General features: G+C 35.0%; 24 protein-coding genes. 23 read left to right on the top strand and 1 reads right to left on the bottom strand.

Going from position 1 to position 19,425, the window contains the following annotated elements:
- Positions 1-60 precede the first annotated feature (60 nt).
- The 16 genes from KQI49_RS05670 (at position 61) to KQI49_RS05595 (ending at position 13,597) form a co-directional block, all read left to right on the top strand.
- Positions 61-267 (top strand): YqzK family protein, encoded by a 207-nt coding sequence (locus tag KQI49_RS05670; RefSeq protein WP_216487403.1) that lies wholly within the window; start codon positions 61-63, stop codon positions 265-267.
- Positions 268-270: 3 nt separating this feature from the next.
- Positions 271-1,164, top strand: coding sequence for a site-specific tyrosine recombinase XerD (gene xerD / locus KQI49_RS05665; RefSeq protein WP_216487651.1), 894 nt, complete (start codon positions 271-273; stop codon positions 1,162-1,164).
- 89 nt (positions 1,165-1,253) lie between these two features.
- Positions 1,254-2,432, top strand: coding sequence for a phosphopentomutase (deoB, locus tag KQI49_RS05660; RefSeq protein WP_216487402.1), 1,179 nt, complete (start codon positions 1,254-1,256; stop codon positions 2,430-2,432).
- Between the two features lie 21 nt (positions 2,433-2,453).
- Positions 2,454-3,272: a purine-nucleoside phosphorylase gene (locus tag KQI49_RS05655; protein WP_216487401.1), complete on the top strand. Its 819-nt coding sequence runs from the start codon at positions 2,454-2,456 to the stop codon at positions 3,270-3,272.
- An 80-nt stretch (positions 3,273-3,352) separates the two neighbouring features.
- Positions 3,353-4,657 (top strand): pyrimidine-nucleoside phosphorylase, encoded by a 1,305-nt coding sequence (locus KQI49_RS05650; RefSeq protein ID WP_216487400.1) that lies wholly within the window; start codon positions 3,353-3,355, stop codon positions 4,655-4,657.
- 123 nt (positions 4,658-4,780) lie between these two features.
- Positions 4,781-5,950, top strand: coding sequence for a D-alanyl-D-alanine carboxypeptidase family protein (locus KQI49_RS05645; RefSeq protein ID WP_216487399.1), 1,170 nt, complete (start codon positions 4,781-4,783; stop codon positions 5,948-5,950).
- A 103-nt stretch (positions 5,951-6,053) separates the two neighbouring features.
- The gene (gene spoIIAA, locus KQI49_RS05640; RefSeq protein ID WP_216487398.1) at positions 6,054-6,407 is read left to right on the top strand and encodes an anti-sigma F factor antagonist; all 354 of its coding nucleotides are present in this window, start codon (positions 6,054-6,056) and stop codon (positions 6,405-6,407) included.
- Positions 6,404-6,844, top strand: coding sequence for an anti-sigma F factor (gene spoIIAB, locus KQI49_RS05635; RefSeq protein WP_216487397.1), 441 nt, complete (start codon positions 6,404-6,406; stop codon positions 6,842-6,844). The genes spoIIAA and spoIIAB overlap by 4 nt, the downstream gene beginning before the upstream one ends.
- Positions 6,845-7,612, top strand: a complete 768-nt coding sequence (sigF, locus tag KQI49_RS05630; RefSeq protein ID WP_216487396.1) for an RNA polymerase sporulation sigma factor SigF — start codon at positions 6,845-6,847, stop codon at positions 7,610-7,612.
- A 106-nt stretch (positions 7,613-7,718) separates the two neighbouring features.
- Positions 7,719-8,336, top strand: a complete 618-nt coding sequence (locus KQI49_RS05625; RefSeq protein ID WP_216487395.1) for a stage V sporulation protein AA — start codon at positions 7,719-7,721, stop codon at positions 8,334-8,336.
- Entirely contained in the window at positions 8,314-8,745 is a 432-nt protein-coding gene (locus KQI49_RS05620; RefSeq protein ID WP_216487394.1) for a stage V sporulation protein AB, read from the top strand. The genes KQI49_RS05625 and KQI49_RS05620 overlap by 23 nt, the downstream gene beginning before the upstream one ends.
- Before the next feature lie 26 nt (positions 8,746-8,771).
- Entirely contained in the window at positions 8,772-10,265 is a 1,494-nt protein-coding gene (locus KQI49_RS05615; protein WP_305852316.1) for a spore germination protein, read from the top strand.
- Positions 10,266-10,608: 343 nt separating this feature from the next.
- The gene (lysA, locus tag KQI49_RS05610; RefSeq protein ID WP_216487392.1) at positions 10,609-11,940 is read left to right on the top strand and encodes a diaminopimelate decarboxylase; all 1,332 of its coding nucleotides are present in this window, start codon (positions 10,609-10,611) and stop codon (positions 11,938-11,940) included.
- A 142-nt stretch (positions 11,941-12,082) separates the two neighbouring features.
- Positions 12,083-12,520 (top strand): peptidylprolyl isomerase, encoded by a 438-nt coding sequence (locus KQI49_RS05605; protein ID WP_216487391.1) that lies wholly within the window; start codon positions 12,083-12,085, stop codon positions 12,518-12,520.
- 9 nt (positions 12,521-12,529) lie between these two features.
- Positions 12,530-13,003: a site-2 protease family protein gene (locus KQI49_RS05600; protein ID WP_371817526.1), complete on the top strand. Its 474-nt coding sequence runs from the start codon at positions 12,530-12,532 to the stop codon at positions 13,001-13,003.
- A 243-nt stretch (positions 13,004-13,246) separates the two neighbouring features.
- Positions 13,247-13,597 carry a GNAT family N-acetyltransferase gene (locus KQI49_RS05595; protein ID WP_216487389.1) on the top strand — a complete coding sequence of 117 codons (351 nt, stop codon included), beginning with the start codon at positions 13,247-13,249 and terminating at the stop codon, positions 13,595-13,597.
- Between the two features lie 91 nt (positions 13,598-13,688).
- Here the strand turns inward: KQI49_RS05595 and KQI49_RS05590 are convergent, their stop codons facing one another.
- Positions 13,689-13,778 carry a YjcZ family sporulation protein gene (locus KQI49_RS05590; RefSeq protein WP_216487388.1) on the bottom strand — a complete coding sequence of 30 codons (90 nt, stop codon included), beginning with the start codon at positions 13,776-13,778 and terminating at the stop codon, positions 13,689-13,691.
- A 168-nt stretch (positions 13,779-13,946) separates the two neighbouring features.
- Between KQI49_RS05590 and KQI49_RS05585 the strand changes: the two genes are divergently transcribed.
- The 7 genes from KQI49_RS05585 (at position 13,947) to resA (ending at position 19,404) form a co-directional block, all read left to right on the top strand.
- Positions 13,947-14,693 (top strand): segregation/condensation protein A, encoded by a 747-nt coding sequence (locus KQI49_RS05585; protein ID WP_216487387.1) that lies wholly within the window; start codon positions 13,947-13,949, stop codon positions 14,691-14,693.
- A gap of 58 nt (positions 14,694-14,751) precedes the next feature.
- A complete protein-coding gene (scpB, locus tag KQI49_RS05580) occupies positions 14,752-15,330 on the top strand; it encodes an SMC-Scp complex subunit ScpB (RefSeq protein ID WP_371817525.1) in 579 nt (192 codons plus the stop codon).
- A 556-nt stretch (positions 15,331-15,886) separates the two neighbouring features.
- Positions 15,887-16,801, top strand: a complete 915-nt coding sequence (locus KQI49_RS05575) for a D-alanyl-D-alanine carboxypeptidase family protein (protein ID WP_216487386.1) — start codon at positions 15,887-15,889, stop codon at positions 16,799-16,801.
- Positions 16,794-17,378 (top strand): nucleoside recognition domain-containing protein, encoded by a 585-nt coding sequence (locus KQI49_RS05570; protein ID WP_216487385.1) that lies wholly within the window; start codon positions 16,794-16,796, stop codon positions 17,376-17,378. The genes KQI49_RS05575 and KQI49_RS05570 overlap by 8 nt, the downstream gene beginning before the upstream one ends.
- A 1-nt stretch (position 17,379) precedes the next feature.
- Positions 17,380-17,907 carry a spore maturation protein gene (locus tag KQI49_RS05565; protein WP_216487384.1) on the top strand — a complete coding sequence of 176 codons (528 nt, stop codon included), beginning with the start codon at positions 17,380-17,382 and terminating at the stop codon, positions 17,905-17,907.
- A 132-nt stretch (positions 17,908-18,039) separates the two neighbouring features.
- Positions 18,040-18,783 (top strand): pseudouridine synthase, encoded by a 744-nt coding sequence (locus KQI49_RS05560; protein WP_216487383.1) that lies wholly within the window; start codon positions 18,040-18,042, stop codon positions 18,781-18,783.
- A 51-nt stretch (positions 18,784-18,834) separates the two neighbouring features.
- A complete protein-coding gene (resA, locus tag KQI49_RS05555; RefSeq protein WP_216487382.1) occupies positions 18,835-19,404 on the top strand; it encodes a thiol-disulfide oxidoreductase ResA in 570 nt (189 codons plus the stop codon).
- Positions 19,405-19,425: the final 21 nt, after the last annotated feature.

The following is a 19,425-nucleotide window of genomic DNA, read 5'->3' as shown; positions in this document are numbered from 1 at the left end:
TCTTTTTTGGCATATCTTTTAATAACTAGTAGTTCTTGTTATTAAAAGAGGTGAGAATGAATGAATCGAATGATTTGGGACACATTAAAAGTTTTTGTTATTTTTATGGTGTGTACCTTTTTATTTTATTACGGGCTCAGAATGATGCATGCAGAGTATGAACAATTTCATCGTTATGATCCACCAGAGGGGCCAGCGGTTAAAGTGTTTAATGCAGAAAAAAGTTTAATCGACCGGTTAAATTTGTTTTTTCGGCTAGGAGAGTGAGTGATTTTGAAAGATACTTTAGAAGACTTTTTTCACTATTTAAAAATTGAACGTGGATTATCGGAAAACACATTGATGTCTTATCGACGTGATTTAAATAACTACTATACTTTTATAAAGGAAAAAAGTAATAAGATATCTTGGAATGTGGTGTTAAGGGATGACATAACAAGATTCTTATATACATTAAAAGATGAGGGTAAATCCACAGCGACTATTGCTAGAATGATCTCTTCATTGAGATTATTTCATCAATTCCTCGTCCGTGAAAATTTAGTCGAGAACGACCCAAGTTTACATATAGAAACACCAAGAAAAGAAAGAAAACTTCCAAGTGTCCTATCGACTGATGAGGTTGAAAAATTATTAAATATACCAATTAATAGCCCACTTGATATAAGAAATAAAGCGATGCTGGAATTTATTTATGCAACAGGCTTACGCGTCACTGAAGTGGTGACATTAAGAGTCAGTGACCTTCATCTAACAATGGGGTTTGTGCGCTGTATTGGTAAAGGCGCGAAAGAAAGAATCGTCCCATTAGGAGATGTCGCCAAAGAGGCGTTAGAGAACTATTTACAGCATTCACGTCATATTCTATTGAAAAATCAAACAGGGATAAATGCATTATTTCTCAATCAACATGGTAGGCCGTTATCTCGACAAGGATTTTGGAAGATACTCAAAACGGTTGCTCGCCATGCTGGTATTACTAAAAACTTGACCCCACATATGCTACGACATTCATTTGCGACCCATTTGCTTGAAAATGGAGCGGATTTAAGGGCTGTTCAGGAGATGCTTGGACATGCTGATATCTCGACTACACAGATTTATACACACGTCACACAGGCTCGATTAAAGGATATATATCAAGAATTTCATCCGAGGGCATAGTCGATGTTTCGGTTGTCAGACATCCTACAACATAGTAAAATGGATATAGAAATAAAATTATTGGGAATATAGTTGTAGGAGGGATTTTGATGACAAAATTTAAACGTGTATTTTTGGTTGTAATGGATTCAGTGGGGATTGGCGAAGCACCAGATGCTGATAAATTTAATGATGTGGGTGCGAACACATTAGGCCATATTGCTGAGAAAATGAACGGACTTACTATGCCAAACATGGAAAAACTAGGTTTAGGCAATATAGCAGACATTGAAGGAATTGAAAAACAAGATAATCCCGAAGCATATTATACAAAAATGCAGGAAGCCTCAAATGGTAAAGATACGATGACAGGCCATTGGGAAATTATGGGATTGAATATTAAGCAGCCATTTAGAACCTTTCCAGACGGATTTCCACCTGAGTTAATTCAAGCACTTGAAGAAAAATCCGGACGAAAAGTTATCGGCAATAAACCAGCGTCTGGTACGGCAATACTCGATGAATTGGGAGCAGAGCATATGAAAACGGGTGCTTTAATAGTTTATACGTCTGCTGATTCGGTTTTGCAAATTGCTGCTCATGAAGATATTGTTCCTATTGAGGAACAATATCGAATTTGTGAAATAGCACGTGAACTCACTCTTGATGAAAAGTATATGGTTGGCCGGGTTATAGCTCGTCCATTTGTAGGACAACCTGGTGTGTTTGAACGCACATCAAATCGACATGATTATGCTTTAAAGCCATTTGGTCGGACTGTGATGAACGAATTAAAAGATACAAATTTTGATGTCATCGCATTAGGGAAAATTTCAGATATCTATGATGGTGAAGGTGTAACGGAAGCCATTCGTACAGTCGATAACGACGATGGGATGACTAAATTAGTAGAATCTATGAATAAAGATTTCACCGGAATTAGCTTCTTAAATCTTGTTGATTTTGATGCAAAATATGGGCATAGACGTAATCCTGAAGGTTATGGAAAAGCATTAGAAGAATATGATGCTAGACTTCCCGAGGTTTTAGAAAAATTAAGAGATGATGATCTGCTTATTATAACGGCTGATCATGGTAATGATCCAATTCACCATGGAACAGACCATACACGAGAATACGTTCCATTACTTGTATACCATAATAAGATAGAGCAAGGCCGAAAATTAGATTTAAGAAAAACATTTGCCGATATTGGAGCAACCATCAGTGAGAACTTCAATATAAAAATGCCTGAACACGGAACAAGTTTTTTAGGTAATATTCAATAGAAATGAAGGGAGAAGAGTTTGTTGAAAGATAATACCATTACTGAAGCAAGTCAATATATTCGAAAACAGACAAGTTCTACGCCAACAATAGGACTAATACTTGGATCCGGGCTTGGTGTGCTTGCCGAAGAAATTAATGAACAGATTGTCATCCCGTACGGTGATATTCCACATTTTCCTAAGTCAACAGTAGCTGGACACAAAGGTCAGATTGTGCTTGGAAATTTAGAAGGTAAACAAGTGCTTGCTATGCAAGGGCGGTTTCATTATTATGAAGGTTATTCAATGGAGCAAGTAACCTTTCCAATACGTGTTATGAAAGAATTAGGTATTCACTCAATTGTTGTAACTAATGCTGCTGGAGGGATTAATACAGATTTTTCTCCAGGAGACTTGATGTTAATTGATGACCATATTAATAATATGGGGACTAATCCTTTAATCGGACCAAACGATGAGGACTTAGGCGTTCGTTTTCCTGATATGTCGAGTGTTTATGATGAAGAATACATTCAATTAGCAGAGCGTTGTGCCAAGGAACTTGATTTAACTGTTAAAAAGGGAGTATATGTAGGAAATACAGGACCAACATATGAAACCCCCGCTGAAGTTAACATGTTAAGAACTCTAGGAGGAGATGCGGTAGGAATGTCGACTGTTCCAGAAGTCATAGTAGCCGGACATGCTAATTTGCGTGTACTCGGAATTTCCTGTATTTCAAACATGGCTGCCGGTATTTTAGATCAACCGTTATCTCATAGAGAAGTGATTGAAACAACTGATAAAGTAAGAGGAGATTTTTTGAAGTTCGTTAAAAGAATTCTTAAAACAATAGATTAATGTAATTTAAATAACAGCGACTGAAACAGACAAGGTGATCATGAGATTAAAATTATAAAGTAATCAAAAGGGTGAGACCTATGCGGATGTATGACATTATTGAGAAAAAAAGAGATGGATTAGAGCTTAACCAAGAAGAAATTCAATTTTTTATCGATGGTTATACAAGTAATGAGATTCCAGATTATCAGGTTAGTGCTTTGTTAATGGCTATTTTTTTACAGGGAATGCGAGCAAAAGAAAGAGCATTACTGACGATGGCTATGGCAGAATCTGGAGATCAAATTGACCTATCAGCTATTTCAGGAGTTAAAGTTGACAAACATTCAACGGGGGGAGTAGGGGATACAACAACTCTAATCCTGGCTCCTTTAGTAGCTTCTTTAGGTGTTCCAGTTGCTAAAATGAGCGGGAGAGGCTTAGGTCATACAGGCGGTACAATTGATAAATTGGAAGCGATTCCGGGATTTCATGTCGAGATTACGAATGATGAATTTATCGATCTTGTTAATACAAATAAAGTAGCAGTTGTAGGTCAGTCCGGCAATTTAACGCCTGCCGATAAAAAAATATATGGCTTAAGGGATGTCACAGCGACAGTGAGCTCGATTCCTTTAATCGCAAGTTCAATTATGAGTAAAAAGATAGCTTCAGGTGCAGATGCCATTGTCCTAGATGTCAAAACTGGAACTGGAGCTTTTATGAAAGAATTACAAGATGCAGAAGAATTAGCTCATGCTATGGTGTCTATTGGTAATCATGTTGGACGAAATACTATGGCTGTCATTTCAGATATGAGCCAACCTCTTGGAAGGGCCATCGGAAATGCGTTGGAGATTCAGGAAGCAATTGACACCTTAAAAAATGAGGGCCCAGAAGATTTGACTGAACTTTGCCTAACTCTTGGAAGTCAAATGGTCGTTCTTGGTGGTAAAGTGGAAACAGTTGAAGAAGCTAGGGAACTATTGAAAGAAAGCTTATCCAACGGAAGTGCATTAAAGTATTTTAAAACAATGCTTAAGGCCCAAGGTGGAGATAACAAGGTAGTTGATGAGCCGAGTCTATTACCACGAGCAGAATTTAAGATTGATCTACCAGCCCCTGCCTCAGGATTTGTGTCTAATATGGTTGCAGATGACATCGGAGTAGCAGCCTCCATGCTAGGAGCTGGAAGGACAACAAAAGATTCTGTTATTGACCTTGCAGTCGGCTTAGTTCTTCATAAAAAAGTAGGGGATAAAGTAGAAGAACATGAACCATTACTAACAATATACTCAAATAATCAAGATATTGAAGCGGTAAAAGATAAACTATATGATAGCATTCAAATAAGTGAAGAAGCGGTCGCAAAACCAACTTTAATTTATGAAACGATTACTGAATAAAACAAAAGCTAAAAACATATCATTCGTCACAAAAAGCACACAAATAATTGTGTGCTTTTTGTTATAAAAATAATAATAGTTGGCAATGATAGAGTTATATAAATTGCTGTTGGAGGTAAAATTATGAAAAAGGTTTCCCTGCTAATTGGTATAACGTTATTTATACTATTGCCAACTTTACATGTACATGGAGAAGAAAAAACATCAGATAGTAGAGACTTAACTGAGGGTTCAAAATCGGCCATATTAATGGAGCAAGATACTGGTGAAATTTTAATGGATAGAAATATACATGAACAACTTCCCCCCGCTAGCATGACTAAGGTGATGACCCTTCTTCTTATTATGGAAGAATTAGATAAGGGTAATATTAAACTTAATGAAAAAGTACGTGTAAGCGAAAACGCTTCTTCTATGGGTGGTTCTCAAGTTTTTTTAGAGGCAGGGGAAGAAATGTCGATAGAAAATTTAATAAAAGGAATTGCAGTTGCATCTGGTAATGATGCAAGTGTTGCTATGGCAGAAAGAATTGCTGGCAGTGAAGAAGCATTTGTTAAAAAGATGAATGAAAAAGTAAAACAATTGAATTTAAAAGATACTAAATTTAAAAATTCATCTGGACTCCCCGCTAAAGATCACTATAGTACAGCTCACGATATGGCAGTCATTTCAAAAGAATTATTAAAATATGAAAACGTAACAGAGTATACATCCATCTATGAAGATTATTTAAGAAAAGGGACAGACAATGAATTTTGGCTTGTTAATACAAACAGGTTAGTTAAATTTTACCCTGGTGTAGATGGTTTGAAAACTGGTTTCACAAATGAAGCGAAATATTGTTTAACAGCAACAGCTAAAAAAGATAATATGCGTGTCATAACTGTAGTTATGGGCGCTGAAACACCGAAAGAACGTAATAAAATGGTATCAAACATGCTTGATTACGCATTTAATCACTATCAAACAGAAAAACTATACGATAAAGGACAAACCATAACTGAATTAGAATTATTAAAATCAGAAACTAGTCAAGTCGACATCGTCACATCACAATCTGTCAGCATATTGTCGAAAAAAGGCGAAGAAATCGATCATGTGAAGAGTTCGTATACAATTGATGATAATATAGAACTACCACTTGAGAAAGGGACACAAGTGGGTGTGCTAACCTTAAATGATGGTGAGGATGTTGTATCCGAGATACCACTTGTTACTAACGAACATATTGATCGAGCTTCTTATTATACTTTATTTAAACGGTCATTGAATAAATTAGCAAAATATAACTGAATTTCAAAGTTCCTGACGATTTGCTTCTAGTTTTGTCTTATAAAAGGATTTCTTCTTGTTAATATAGAATTATTTATGTGGGAAATTAAAAGGAGGAAATTTTATGGGATTAACTTATACATTTGATGTAAGGGAAAATGTGTTAATTGTCCGTTTGGCTGGTGAATTAGATCACCATGAGGCTGAATTACTTAGAGATGAATGGAAGCAAATGATGTACCATAACCCAATAAAGCATGTCATTGTTAACTTAAGTGACATGACGTTTATGGATAGTTCTGGTTTAGGTGTTATTTTGGGTAGGTACAAAGAGACTTTACAACTTGGAGGAGAAATGGTTGTGTGCTCAATTTCCCCTTCAATCAAACGTTTGTTTGAAATGTCGGGCTTGTTTAAAATTGTTCACTTAGAGGAGAATGAAGAGTTTGCTTTAGAAACTTTGGGGGTGGCTTCATGAAAAATGAAATGAACATCGAGTTTTCAAGTGTCAGTGAAAATGAATCTTTTGCCAGAGTAACAGTAGGCGCATTTATTGCTCAACTTGACCCTACAATGGATGAATTAACTGAAATAAAAACAGTCGTATCTGAAGCAGTTACAAACGCAATCATCCATGGATATAACAATGAACCAAATCATAAAGTGCTTTTGTCGTGTGCGCTATATGATAATGAAATTGAATTAACAATTAAAGATAATGGCGTAGGAATCGGAGATGTAAATCAGGCTAGAGAACCACTGTATACTTCAAAACCAGAATTAGAACGATCAGGGATGGGGTTCACTATTATCGAAAATTTCATGAATTCAGTTGAGGTTATATCAAATTCAGGTGAAGGCACCATTGTGCATATGACAAAACAATTATCAACGAGTAAAACGGTATGTAAATAAATGACAATGAATGTTAAGCAAGATAATCGTGAGAAAGATCAAAGAGAAACCTTAACTGATAAACAAGTGAAAACCTATATAAAAAATAGTCAAGAAGGAGATAAACAAGCAAGAGACATTCTTGTTGAAAGAAACGTTCGGTTAGTTTGGTCAGTGGTTCAGCGATTTTTAAATCGCGGCTATGATCCCGATGATTTATTCCAAATCGGTAGTATCGGTTTAATAAAAGCTATCGATAAGTTTGATCTCTCTTATGATGTACGCTTTTCCACTTATGCAGTACCCATGATCATAGGTGAGATACAAAGATTTTTGCGCGATGATGGCACTGTAAAAGTGAGCCGATCGCTGAAAGAAATGGGTAATAAAATTAGAAAAAAGAAAGATGAACTGACGAAACAATATGGAAAGTCACCTACAGTTAATGATATCGCACGTGAATTAGATATTACTGTAGAAGAAGTGGTTCATGCAGAAGAGGCTATAAAATCACCGCAATCAATTCATCAAACTGTTTTTGAAAACGATGGTGATCCAATTACGCTACTCGACCAGATTCCAAATGAAGATACAAATTGGTTTAATAAACTTACATTGCAAGAAGCTATTCGTACACTGGATGAACGTGAGAGGCTCATTTTATACTTAAGATATTACAAGGATCAAACCCAGGCTGAAGTAGCAGCGAGGCTAGGTATATCACAAGTCCAAGTATCACGCTTAGAAAAGAAGATATTATCAGAAATGAAATATAGAATTAATCATTGACCATCGCTATTAGTGATGGTTTTTCTTTTTTATTTATTTTGAATTATATTTTTTTAGTTTCTACAGATACTATAGTTTACTGATTATATTTGAGAGGGTGATTCGTGTGAAGGATATCGTTTATATCCGAATGAAAAAAAAGCTTAGACTTGAAACTATGCAGGATATTGAACTAAAAGATATTGCACATATTGTAACCACCCTTAAAGAAAAAAGTAAATTGGAGCATTTACCAATTTATAGAATTACAAAAAAGGATAACAATGTAGTAGTTATAGATAGTTTGATTATCGTTAAGTATATTAATACTTACTTTCCCCATTTAGAAATTCAACTTATCGGACCTTCTCATTCAATTATTCAAATTGAAAAGCGAACAAAATCCGCTCCGACAATCATGATTACGTTAGTATGGCTCATTTTATTTGTTGGTTCAGCAATGACGATAATAAATTTTCATTATGACGTCAGCATGCAGGAGGTTCAGCAAAAGCTTCATTTTTTAATCACTGGGGAACGCAATGAGACTCCTTTATGGATTCAAATACCGTATTCAATTGGTTTAGGAGTGGGGATGTTGTTGTTTTTTAATCACTGGTTTAACAAACGATTTAATGAAGAACCTAGTCCACTCGAAATAGAGATATATAACTATCAGCAAAATCTTGATCACTATTTAGCCTACTATGAAAACGAAGTAAATGATACTAAGCCTCCTAGCTAGGCTATTAGAAATACTTATTGGTTTTGCTGGTGGATTAGCTGTTGGAGCTGGTTTTGTCGCTTTTCTTACTGTGTTACGTCTTATTCCAAGATTAACCCAGTTAAGTAAAACTGAGAAATATTTAAGTGTTTACAGTGCCTGTGTTATTTTAGGTACTCTATTTGGAACATATTTATCATTTACAAGCCTACCTTTCAAGCAGCCGTTTATTTTACTTATTATTATAGGTATATTGCATGGGGTATTTAACGGAATGCTTGCAGCTGCTTTAACTGAAATACTAAACGTTTTTCCAATCATTTTTAAAAGAATTCGTATTGAGAAATACTTATTAGCTTTACTTATGGCTTTAGTTTTAGGTAAAGTTTTTGGATCATTATTTCAGTGGTTAGTGCTTGTTTCCAAGTAAATAATTATTGTATGGAGGATGTCCAAATGGCTAAGAAGAAGGAATATCCTGTATTTAAAAAAGTAAAAGAAGTACAAAAATATATGGAAAATAGAGTAGGTGCCGGTACATCATATGATGTAGATTTTCGAGATCTCATTATCTTAAAAACCGAAGTCCAACTTTATTATTTAAATGGCTTAGTTGATGACGCGATTGTTAGCCAAATATTGAAAGTACTTATTGAAATTAACGATAATGAATATAACAAGCAGGATGTTGGCGGTATTATTCAAAATCGATTAGTGAACGAATCGTTAGACATTGCAAAAAATATGGATGAAGCCGTTGATCAACTTTTATCAGGTTTAATAGTCATTTTTGTTGATGGAGAAAAAAGAGCTTTCGTTTTAGATGTGAGAAGTTATCCTGGAAGGCAACCCGAAGAACCTGATACAGAACGGGTCGTTAGAGGCGCACGCGATGGATATACAGAAAATGTTGTCTTTAATACCGCGTTGACACGAATGAGAATTAGGGATGAACGACTTCGAAATGAAATGGTAAAAGTTGGGGAACGATCTAAAAGTGATGTTTGTATTAGTTATTTGCAGGATGTTGCTGACAATGAACTGGTTGAGTTAACAAAAAAGAAGATACAAGAAATTGATATTGACGGGATTCCGATGGCAGACAAAACTATCGAGGAGTTTATTGTTGAAAATAAATGGAATCCTTTCCCGCTTGTTCGTTACACTGAAAGACCTGATGTTGCTGCACAACATATTTTAGAAGGTCATGTCGTTGTCATAATAGATAATACACCAAGTGTACTTATATTGCCGACAACATTTTTTGATAGTTTAGAACATGCTGAAGAGTATCGACAAACTCCTGCAGTTGGGACTACAATGAGATGGATTCGAATCATTGCGATATTAGCTTCTTTATATCTGTTACCATTATGGTTGCTATTCGTTCTTGATCCGTCTCTGTTACCAGAAAAATTAAGTTTCATCGGACCTAATGAAGAGGGGAACATTCCCATTTTTGTACAGATATTAATAGGGATTATTGGGGTGGAATTTTTAAGGTTAGCTGCGGTACACACGCCTACCCCACTTGCCACTTCTATGGGGCTCATAGCTGCTGTGTTAATTGGTGAGATAGCGATTGATGTGGGCATGCTTAGCCCCGAGGTAATTCTGTATGTCTCAATTAGCACAATTGGGAATTACGTAACGCCTAGTTATGAGTTAAGTGTAGCGAATAAATTAGTTACAACGGCCTTGGTTTTACTGACAGCAATATTTAAATTAGAAGGTTTTGTCATTGGGGTTTTAATTCACATATTATTCTTAACTCATCTCAAAGCTTTTAAGACCCCTTATTTATGGCCTTTTATTCCATTTGATACCTTAGCTTTGATGAGATTTTTATTAAGAATACCTATACCTTATGTTAATACCAGACCAAGCATTATCCATCCAAAAGACACTTATAGTCAACCTCTTCCTGAAAAAAACAGAAGAAGAAGGTAGAGGCTAGGATAAAACTAAGTATGGTATTAAAAGAGGAACAATTTTAGTTAGCGTATTCACTCTGGAAAAATACTTCGCTTTCTGTAGCCCACTGTTGGACAAGTAAATACTTTGACAGCAATACATCGTAAGCAGAAAAAGTGGTTTTCTTTTTCAAGGAGTTTGCGTATTTTTCCTCCCTACGTTGATTTTAAAAGTGTATAATAAAAGAAATACACTTCATTCCGTAGGTTTGCTTTTTACATTAATTAAAATATTTATGTCCCAGCCTCTTAATAATTATTGTAGATGAAAATACCTTTGTTTTTTTTGAATAGTGTGTTAAAGTATTGCTAATATTTCAATGAACAAAACTAAAGGAGTGGTAAGGATAGATAATCCTACAATAGCGTACGTAAATGATAGAGGGCATATGGAAATCGGTGGAATGGATACCATCGAGTTAGCCGAAAAATATGGCACACCTTTATATGTTTACGATGTATCACTTATTCGGAAAAATTGCCGAGCTTTTGTTAATGCATTTAAAGAAGCGGGGGTTAAAGCACAAGTGGCTTATGCCAGTAAAGCTTTTTCTTCTTTAGCTATCTTACAAATTATTGATCAAGAAGGCTTATCATTAGATGTTGTTTCAACGGGAGAACTTTATACAGCAATCAAAGCCGGAGTTTCAGCTAAAAAAATTCATATGCACGGTAATAATAAAAGTATTGAGGAATTAGAGATGGCTATCGAATATGATATAGGATGTATTATTGTCGATAACTACCATGAAATTGAATTACTAGAAGCCTTGTTAAAGAAATATAAAAAGAAAATGAATGTCTTAATTCGCGTGACCCCCGGTATTAAATCAGAAACTCATCATTATATTATGACAGGAAGTGAAGATTCAAAATTTGGTTTTAACCTTAGTAATGGGGCCGCAGAAGCAGCTTTTAAAAAATTACAAAACCATGATAATATTCGTTTTAAAGGATTACACTGCCATATAGGCTCACAAATTTTTGAGACGCAAGCGTTTGTGGCCGCGACAGACATGCTTTTTGAAGAGATAAGGAAATGGCATAAGCAATATGGTTTCGTTCCAGAAGTATTGAACTTAGGTGGAGGTTTTGGAATAAAATATACCAATGATGACTCGCCTCAACCATTAAGTACATATGCTAAACAACTAACAAAAGCTGTTAGAAACCATGTGGAAAATTTAAATATACCAATGCCAGAAATTTGGATAGAGCCTGGTCGTTCTATTGTTGGACCAGCGGGAACAACCCTTTATACGATTGGATCCAAAAAAGAAATTCCAGGTATAAGAGACTATGTAGCAGTCGATGGAGGTCTAACGGATAATCTTCGTCCAGCGCTATATCAAGCAAAATATACAGGGATTATCGCGAACAAAGCTAATCACGCTAAAGAAAAGGTAGCTTCTATTGCCGGAAAGTGTTGTGAATCAGGGGACATGCTCATATGGGATTTACCTATAGCGGAACCTGAAAGTGGAGATATATTTGCCGTCTTTTCAACAGGAGCTTACGGGTATTCGATGGCAAGTCATTATAATCGCTTTCCTAAAGCTGCGGTAGTTTTTGTGGAAGAGGGTCAAGATAAACTTGTCGTAAAACGAGAAACTTTTAAAGACGTAGTACGTAATGATTTATCATACATTTGAACCATCCTTTTAAAAAAAGTAAATAAATGATAAAATAGAATTGTACATAAGTAAAACTTAATTCAGTGAGCAGTTTTACATACTTCTCCACTGAATATGCGTTGAACGAATCTTAATGATAATTTAGTTAGGAGACTTTATAATGACAAAAAAAGGTTTTATTGTAATGGAAAATAGTAATAAAATTGAATTTGAACTCTATCCCGATGCTGCTCCAAAAACCGTCGCCAATTTTGAAAAGTTAGCCAACGATAAGTTTTATGATGGTTTAACTTTCCATCGTGTAATTGATGGATTTGTAAGTCAGGGAGGCTGCCCTAACGGTAATGGAACAGGATCTGCTGGATATACGATAAAATGTGAGACAGAAGGAAATCCACATAAACATGTTGAGGGATCTTTATCAATGGCACATGCGGGGAAAGATACTGGAAGTTGCCAATTTTTCATAGTGCATGAGCCTCAACCACATTTAGACGGTGTTCACACCGTTTTTGGACAAGTAACATCGGGCATAGAATATGCTAAAGCAATGAAAAATGGTGATGTTATGAAAGAGATGAAAATTTATTCTGAATAAATTAGGGTAATGTATTTGGTTAACATCGTTATCCATTTTATTTTACCACTTGTATTCTTAATCGCTCCGATGTCTATTATCATTCATGAAATGGGACATCTACTGGGTGCAAGAATAGTGAAAGCTGATCATTATAAGTTATCAATTGGAAAAGGAAAGAAGATATTTTCTTTTTCATGTCATTCACTTCAAATTATTATTCGTACCCTGTATTTTACAGGAGGCGAAGCCAAAAGCAGGCGCAAGCATGCATATAAACCTTTCGATATTTCTTTAATCACGGCTGGCGGACCGCTCTTAAACCTTGTATTTGCTTTAATGTGCTATAGTTTTTTTAAATCTTATCCATCTAATTTAATTGGCTTATTTATTTTGTTTAATCTTTGGCTGGGTGTAGGTAATTTAATTCCATTTAAGGTAAGAGGAAAGCCCTCGGATGGTTATGTTATCTTTAAAGCTATTTTAGAATGTGTTAAGTCATAATAATGTATGTAGATATTAAAAATTGTTAATAATTGAATTAAAGGATGATATTAACTTGAATCTACGAAAAAAGCAGATTGTTTTATCGATCATCTTGTTGTTGGGTTCTGCTATTTGGGGCATTATTTATGCCTTTATATTTATTTTATAATAAAGTATAGTTAAAGGTGTAATGATATACATTCAATCAAACAAGAACTATATAAATAATCCAAGATATCATGCTTTTAATGAGGGGTAATTATGTTAATTCGTTATAAGAAAAATTTTGAAAAAATTGCAATGGGATTACTTTCATTCATGCCAGAAGGAAAAGAAGTAAAAAAGTTGCAAGAAACAATTAAAAAATATGAAGAAAACTCTGATTGGCATCTTTATTTATGGAAAGAAGATGATATTCTTGGTGCCATTGGGATAAAAATAGAAGATAATATTAATGCGGTTATCCAGCACATTAGTGTGACACCATCACATCGTAATATGGGGATTGGTAAAAAGATGGTGAATGAGGTAAAAAATATGTATAAAGATAAGTATGCAGTGTGTCCCGATGAACGAACATTAGCGTTCTATAATAAATGTGATGAAGAATAATAAAGAAATCCAGCCCTGAACAATGGGGCTGGATTTTTATTAAACTAAAAGTAAGAATTTTGTATAAAATTTTTAATGATAGTGTTTTATCTTAGCACCAAGCAGCTCCAACAATTATAAGAAGGATGAACAATACAACAATTAACGCAAATCCTCCACCAGCTCCAAAATTAGCACCCATTATAACTCCTCCTTTATTCTTCAATGAATAAATGTTTTATGGTAACATTTATCTTACGTTAATAAAGTATGTAAGACTTGAATAACGTGTATGGGCTCCTATAATAAAAATATAATAACTTATTACTTAATCCAAAGATTTTATAATGAATTACGAAGGGGAAGCTATATGACCGAGGGCTATAAAGTTAAGTTGGATGCATTCGAAGGACCTCTTGACTTATTATTACATTTAATTAACCAATACGAAATTGACATACATGACATACCTGTTTCGCAAATAACTGAACAATATATGCATTATATCCACACGATGCAACATCTAGAGTTAAATATTGCGAGCGAATATCTTGTCATGGCGTCAACTTTAGTAGCAATTAAAAGCGAAATGTTACTTCCAAAACCTGACTTATCAGACGAGGATCTTGATGATTATATGGAAGATCCAAGGGAAGAACTTAAAGGGCGGTTGATTGAATATAAAAAATATAAAGATGCTGCCAGTGGTTTGAAGGAAAAAGAAAGAGATGCAAACCAAATCTTCACAAGAACCCCGATCATGTTTGAAGAATATTTAAAAAAACCTCCAATTGTGCAAGGAGATATCTCGATTTATGATATGATTGGTGCGCTTGGAAAGGTATTTCAACGAAAAAAATGGAATGCCCCATTAGAAACAAGAGTTCAACGAGTGGAAATACCAATAGAAGATAGAATGGAGGAAATTTTAGTAAAGGTAAAATCCTCTTCCCAAGGAGTACCATTTGAAGATTTATTTACATATAAAACAAAATCACATGTCGTTGTGACTTTTATGGCTGTTTTAGAACTAATGAAACACAATCAGGTATTATGTAAACAAAAATCAAACTTCGATTCTTTGTTAATACATTCAGCTTTTGATGAGAAAAAATGAGTGAATTAAAACTATAGTTTTTCAAAATTGAACGTGTTTTACTGGAGGATGGTTCACAGTGGAAATGAGACAACTTAAGGCTCCACTTGAAGGTCTATTATTTGCGAGCGGAGACGAAGGGATTACTATTAAACAGCTTACCAAGGTGCTGAGAATTAATGCAGAGGAAATTGAGGTACTGTTAGATGAACTAAAACAAGATTATTTGGAAGAAAATCGCGGTATTATGATTATGCAATCTCACGAGGTATATCATCTAACAACTAAACCCGAACATAGTAGTTATTTCAAAAAGTTATTAGAGACCCCGCAGTCATCCCGCATGTCTCAAGCAGCTTTAGAAACATTAGCAATTATTGCATATAATCAACCCATCACTAGAACAGAAATAGAAGACATAAGAGGAGTAAAGAGCGACCGTCCTATCCAAACATTGATGTCAAGGTCATTAATTGAGGATGTTGGCCGAAGAGAAACGGTGGGACGACCTATTTTATTTGCGACAACCAAAGACTTTTTAACGTATTTCGGCTTAACCTCCCTTGATGAATTACCACCTTTACCTGAAAATGTGGATGATGAAGAAATTGAGCATGAAGCCGATTTATTTTTTGAAAAATTTAATGAGAAGACATAATGTAAAGTAATGAGGATGGGACAAAACTAAGTATTAGTAATTAAAAGACGAACAATTTTAAGCGAGCGTTATTCGCTTCGGAAAAATACTTCGCTTTCCGCAGGGGGGAGAAGAATTGCAGTTCATTCTTCTTTGATGATGAGCCCCGGGCCAACAGGATGTTGGTCATGAAGGCGCCCCCCACAGGACGTCGCGAATTTAGCCTTCCATCATTCATGGCGCTCTGCGGGGTCTCATCTAAGCTTTTCATCTTACTGGACAAGGAATACTTTGACAACGATTCATCGCGATTTTTTCAAGGAGTCCACGTATTTTTCCTACGCTGATTTTAAAAGTGTATATTACAAGAAATATACTTTAATACGTTCGTTTTTACTTTAACTAAAATACTTATGTCCAACCTCAAATTTTTAATGTATTTAGTCAAATAAAACGCACTTGTAATCACTTTTTTTCATCCGACTATTGAGCAACGTTGTTAAATTTATCTTTTTTAATCATATAGATCTTGTCCGCGCATAAAATATAGTGACTTAATTTTAGGAGGAACCTTATTATGCGCCCAGTCTATTTAATAATATGTTCAAGCATCCTATTGCTTGTTATGACAGTAACCAGCTACGCACAACCTAAAGTGGATGTTTCTGCTGAAGCTTCTATTTTATTAGATCAATCAACAGGTGACGTTTTATATGAGAAAAACGCACATAACAAACAGCAAATTGCAAGTATCACCAAAATAATGACTGCTATTATCGCTATTGAGTTGGGTCAAATGAATGAAGAGGCTAAAACAAGTAGACGAGCGATATATACAGAAGGCTCATCTATCTACTTGGAACAAGGTGAGAAAATGACGATAGAAGATTTGCTATATGGCTTAATGCTCCGCTCAGGAAATGATGCAGCAGTGGCCATTAGTGAACATATTGGCGGAAGTGTTGAAGGTTTTGTTCATTTGATGAATGAAAAAGCAAAGTGGCTTGGAATGACTAATACCCAATTTGCAAACCCACACGGTCTCACAGATGAAGATCATTATTCAACGGCGTATGATATGGCTATTCTTATGCAGTATGCGATGGCTAACGAAGAGTTCAGGAAAATTTCAGGGACAACTTCCTACCAGGCCGAAAACAGAACTTATTATTGGCAAAATAAAAATAAGTTTTTAACTAAGTATTATGAATATAGTACAGGGGGAAAAACAGGTTTCACTAAGAAATCTGGTAGAACACTTATTACTACTGCTAAAAAAGACAATATCGAACTTATCGCAGTAACTTTAAATGCTCCTGATGATTGGAATGATCATACTGTCCTATACGAGTGGGGATTTGAAAACCATAATGTAGAATCCAGTAATCTATCGATGATAGAAGATAAAAAAACAGAAACAGTGGATAGAAATATATTAACAGATTCTGTTATTATTTATAAAAAGTTAATAGGATTTAACCTCAATGATTAATTATATTTGGGCTGGCATGGCTGCTGTAGGTATTGTTTATGCAATGATAAACGGAACAATGGACGAAGTGAATGAGGCGATATTTGAAAGCGCAAGTGAAGCTGTGACATTATCTATTGGACTAATTAGTGTACTAGTTTTTTGGCTTGGTATTATGAGAGTAGCGGAAAAAGCGGGTATTTTAGACGCGATTGCAAAACTATTTAAACCAATCATCAAAAAAATTTTCCCGGAAATACCCGAAGACCATCCGGCAATTGGATATATTCTTTCAAATATTACTGCAAATATGTTCGGTTTAGGCAATGCTGCCACGCCAATGGGAATAAAGGCAATGGAACAAATGAAGCAGCTTAGTGGATCTGATACCGCTTCAAGATCCATGGTAACATTCCTAGCTTTAAATACATCTGGATTAACCTTAATACCAACGACTGTTATTGCTATTCGAATGCAATATAGTTCCGCTTCACCAACGGAAATTGTAGGTACCACTATTATTGCTACAGTTACATCAACAGTCAGTGCCCTCTTAATAGACCGTTATTTTTATTATAGAAGCGTGTGGAGGAAATAGTATGGGATTAATCACTCAAATTAGTATATGGGTTATTCCTTGTTTTTTGTTGGTTGTCCTTCTAGTTGCGAGCTGGAAAAGAATCCCCGCGTATGAACTTTTTGTAGAAGGAGGGAAAGAAGGTGTCAAAATGGCATTTTCTCTTCTTCCTTTTTTAGTTGGGATGATTGTATCCATTTCAATTTTAAGAAGTTCCGGAGCTTTGGATGCATTTATAACTCTTATTTCTCCGGTCCTTACTTTTGTTGGAATTCCACCTGAAATTCTTCCTTTAGCTGCTGTTCGACCTATATCCGGTACGGCCGCACTAGGAATGACAACAGAATTAATTGATTCTTATGGGCCAGACTCTTTTATTGGAAGGCTAGCTTCGACTATGCAAGGAAGTACAGATACGACACTTTATGTGTTGACAGTATATTTCGGGGCTGTCGGAATTAGAAGAATGGGAAATGCATTAAAAGTTGGACTGCTAGCAGATGTCATCGGAATTATTGCATCAATTGTCATCGTCTCGATCGTATTTTAAATATTTTTCGTAGCGTTAATATTATATTAGCGCTTTTTTTGTGTTAAAATGACATTTGTCATTAGGATATTATATGTCTACAGAAATCAAATTTGTATGGTTAATAAGAATAAGGGAAATGATGGTGGTTAGATGTCAAATTCATTAGAACGGCTTCAAAAAGTAATTTCCCAAAGTGGGATTACGTCCAGAAGAAAAGCGGAGCAGTTAATTGTTGATGGAAAAGTAAAAGTAAATAATAAAGTAGTCACGGAACTTGGTACAAAGGTATCTAAAACAGACAAAGTTGAAGTTAATGGGGTAGAAATAGAAAAAGAACAACTTAGATATTATTTATTATATAAACCACGAGGTGTTATTTCTAGTGTGAAAGATGATAAACATAGAAAAGTTGTCACTGACATATTAGCAGATATTCCGGAGAGGATTTTCCCTATCGGCCGGTTAGATTATAATACTTCTGGTGTCTTACTGTTAACAAATGATGGAGAATTTGCCAATCTTTTAATGCATCCAAGACATGAAGTTGAAAAGGTGTATCTCGCTAGAATAAAGGGTATACCCACAAAAAGAGAGTTAGGTAAACTCTTAGCGGGAGTTAAAGATAATAATGAAATCTTAAAGGCTAAACATTATCAAATTATTACAACGGATAGCAAAAGAGGGGTAATGGAATTAGAATTAACTTTAAATGAAGGAAAAAATAGGCATATTAGAAGAATGATGAATCAGATTGGCTATCCTGTGACTAAGTTGAAACGGATTAAATATGGCCTATTAACGCTTAAAGACCTTAGTATTGGTCAATACCGTCCTCTTAATCCTAAGGAAGTAAAGCAAATGAGAAACTTAGCATTGAAAAATGTTGAAGATTAGTCATAATTTACACTGTGACAAAGTGGTATAATGGTTCGAGGAGTGATGATAATGAGCCTAGAACAAGCTAGAAATAGAAAAAAAGATAAAAAGCGTAAACGATTTATATTTAGAACGACAATTCTATTAATTCTTTTAGCTGCCATCGTTTATGCGTTAATCAGTAATTTTCAAAAAGACAAATCTATCTATGGTGTTGGTGATGAGGCACCTGATTTCCAACTAACGCAAATCAATGACGAAAATGATATAGAAACAGTTAAATTGAGTGATTTTAAAGGAAAAGGCGTTATGCTTAACTTTTGGGCGACATATTGTAAGCCATGTGAAGCGGAAATGCCTTATATGGAAGAACTTTATCCAAAATACAAAGATAAAGACGTGGAAATCATTGCAGTAAGTTTAGATGCCGCTCCATTAGTTATACATAAATTTATCAATAAATATAATCTTACTTTCCCAATACCACATGACTCTAAGGGGCAGGTCATGGATTTATATAAAATCGGACCTATTCCAAGTACTTTCTTTATTGGACCAGACGGTAAGATAGTCGATAAGGTTGAAGGCGCTTTAACCCTAGATAAATTGGAGGGGCATTTACAAGAAATCCAACCATAAAGAAGCAGTAATTTTAATTGA

Source organism: Virgibacillus sp. MSJ-26, from assembly GCF_018918075.1.
Lineage (GTDB): Bacteria > Bacillota > Bacilli > Bacillales > Amphibacillaceae > MSJ-26.
Note: the sequence above shows the minus strand (reverse complement) of the source record. Positions and strands in the feature narration are given on the sequence as shown.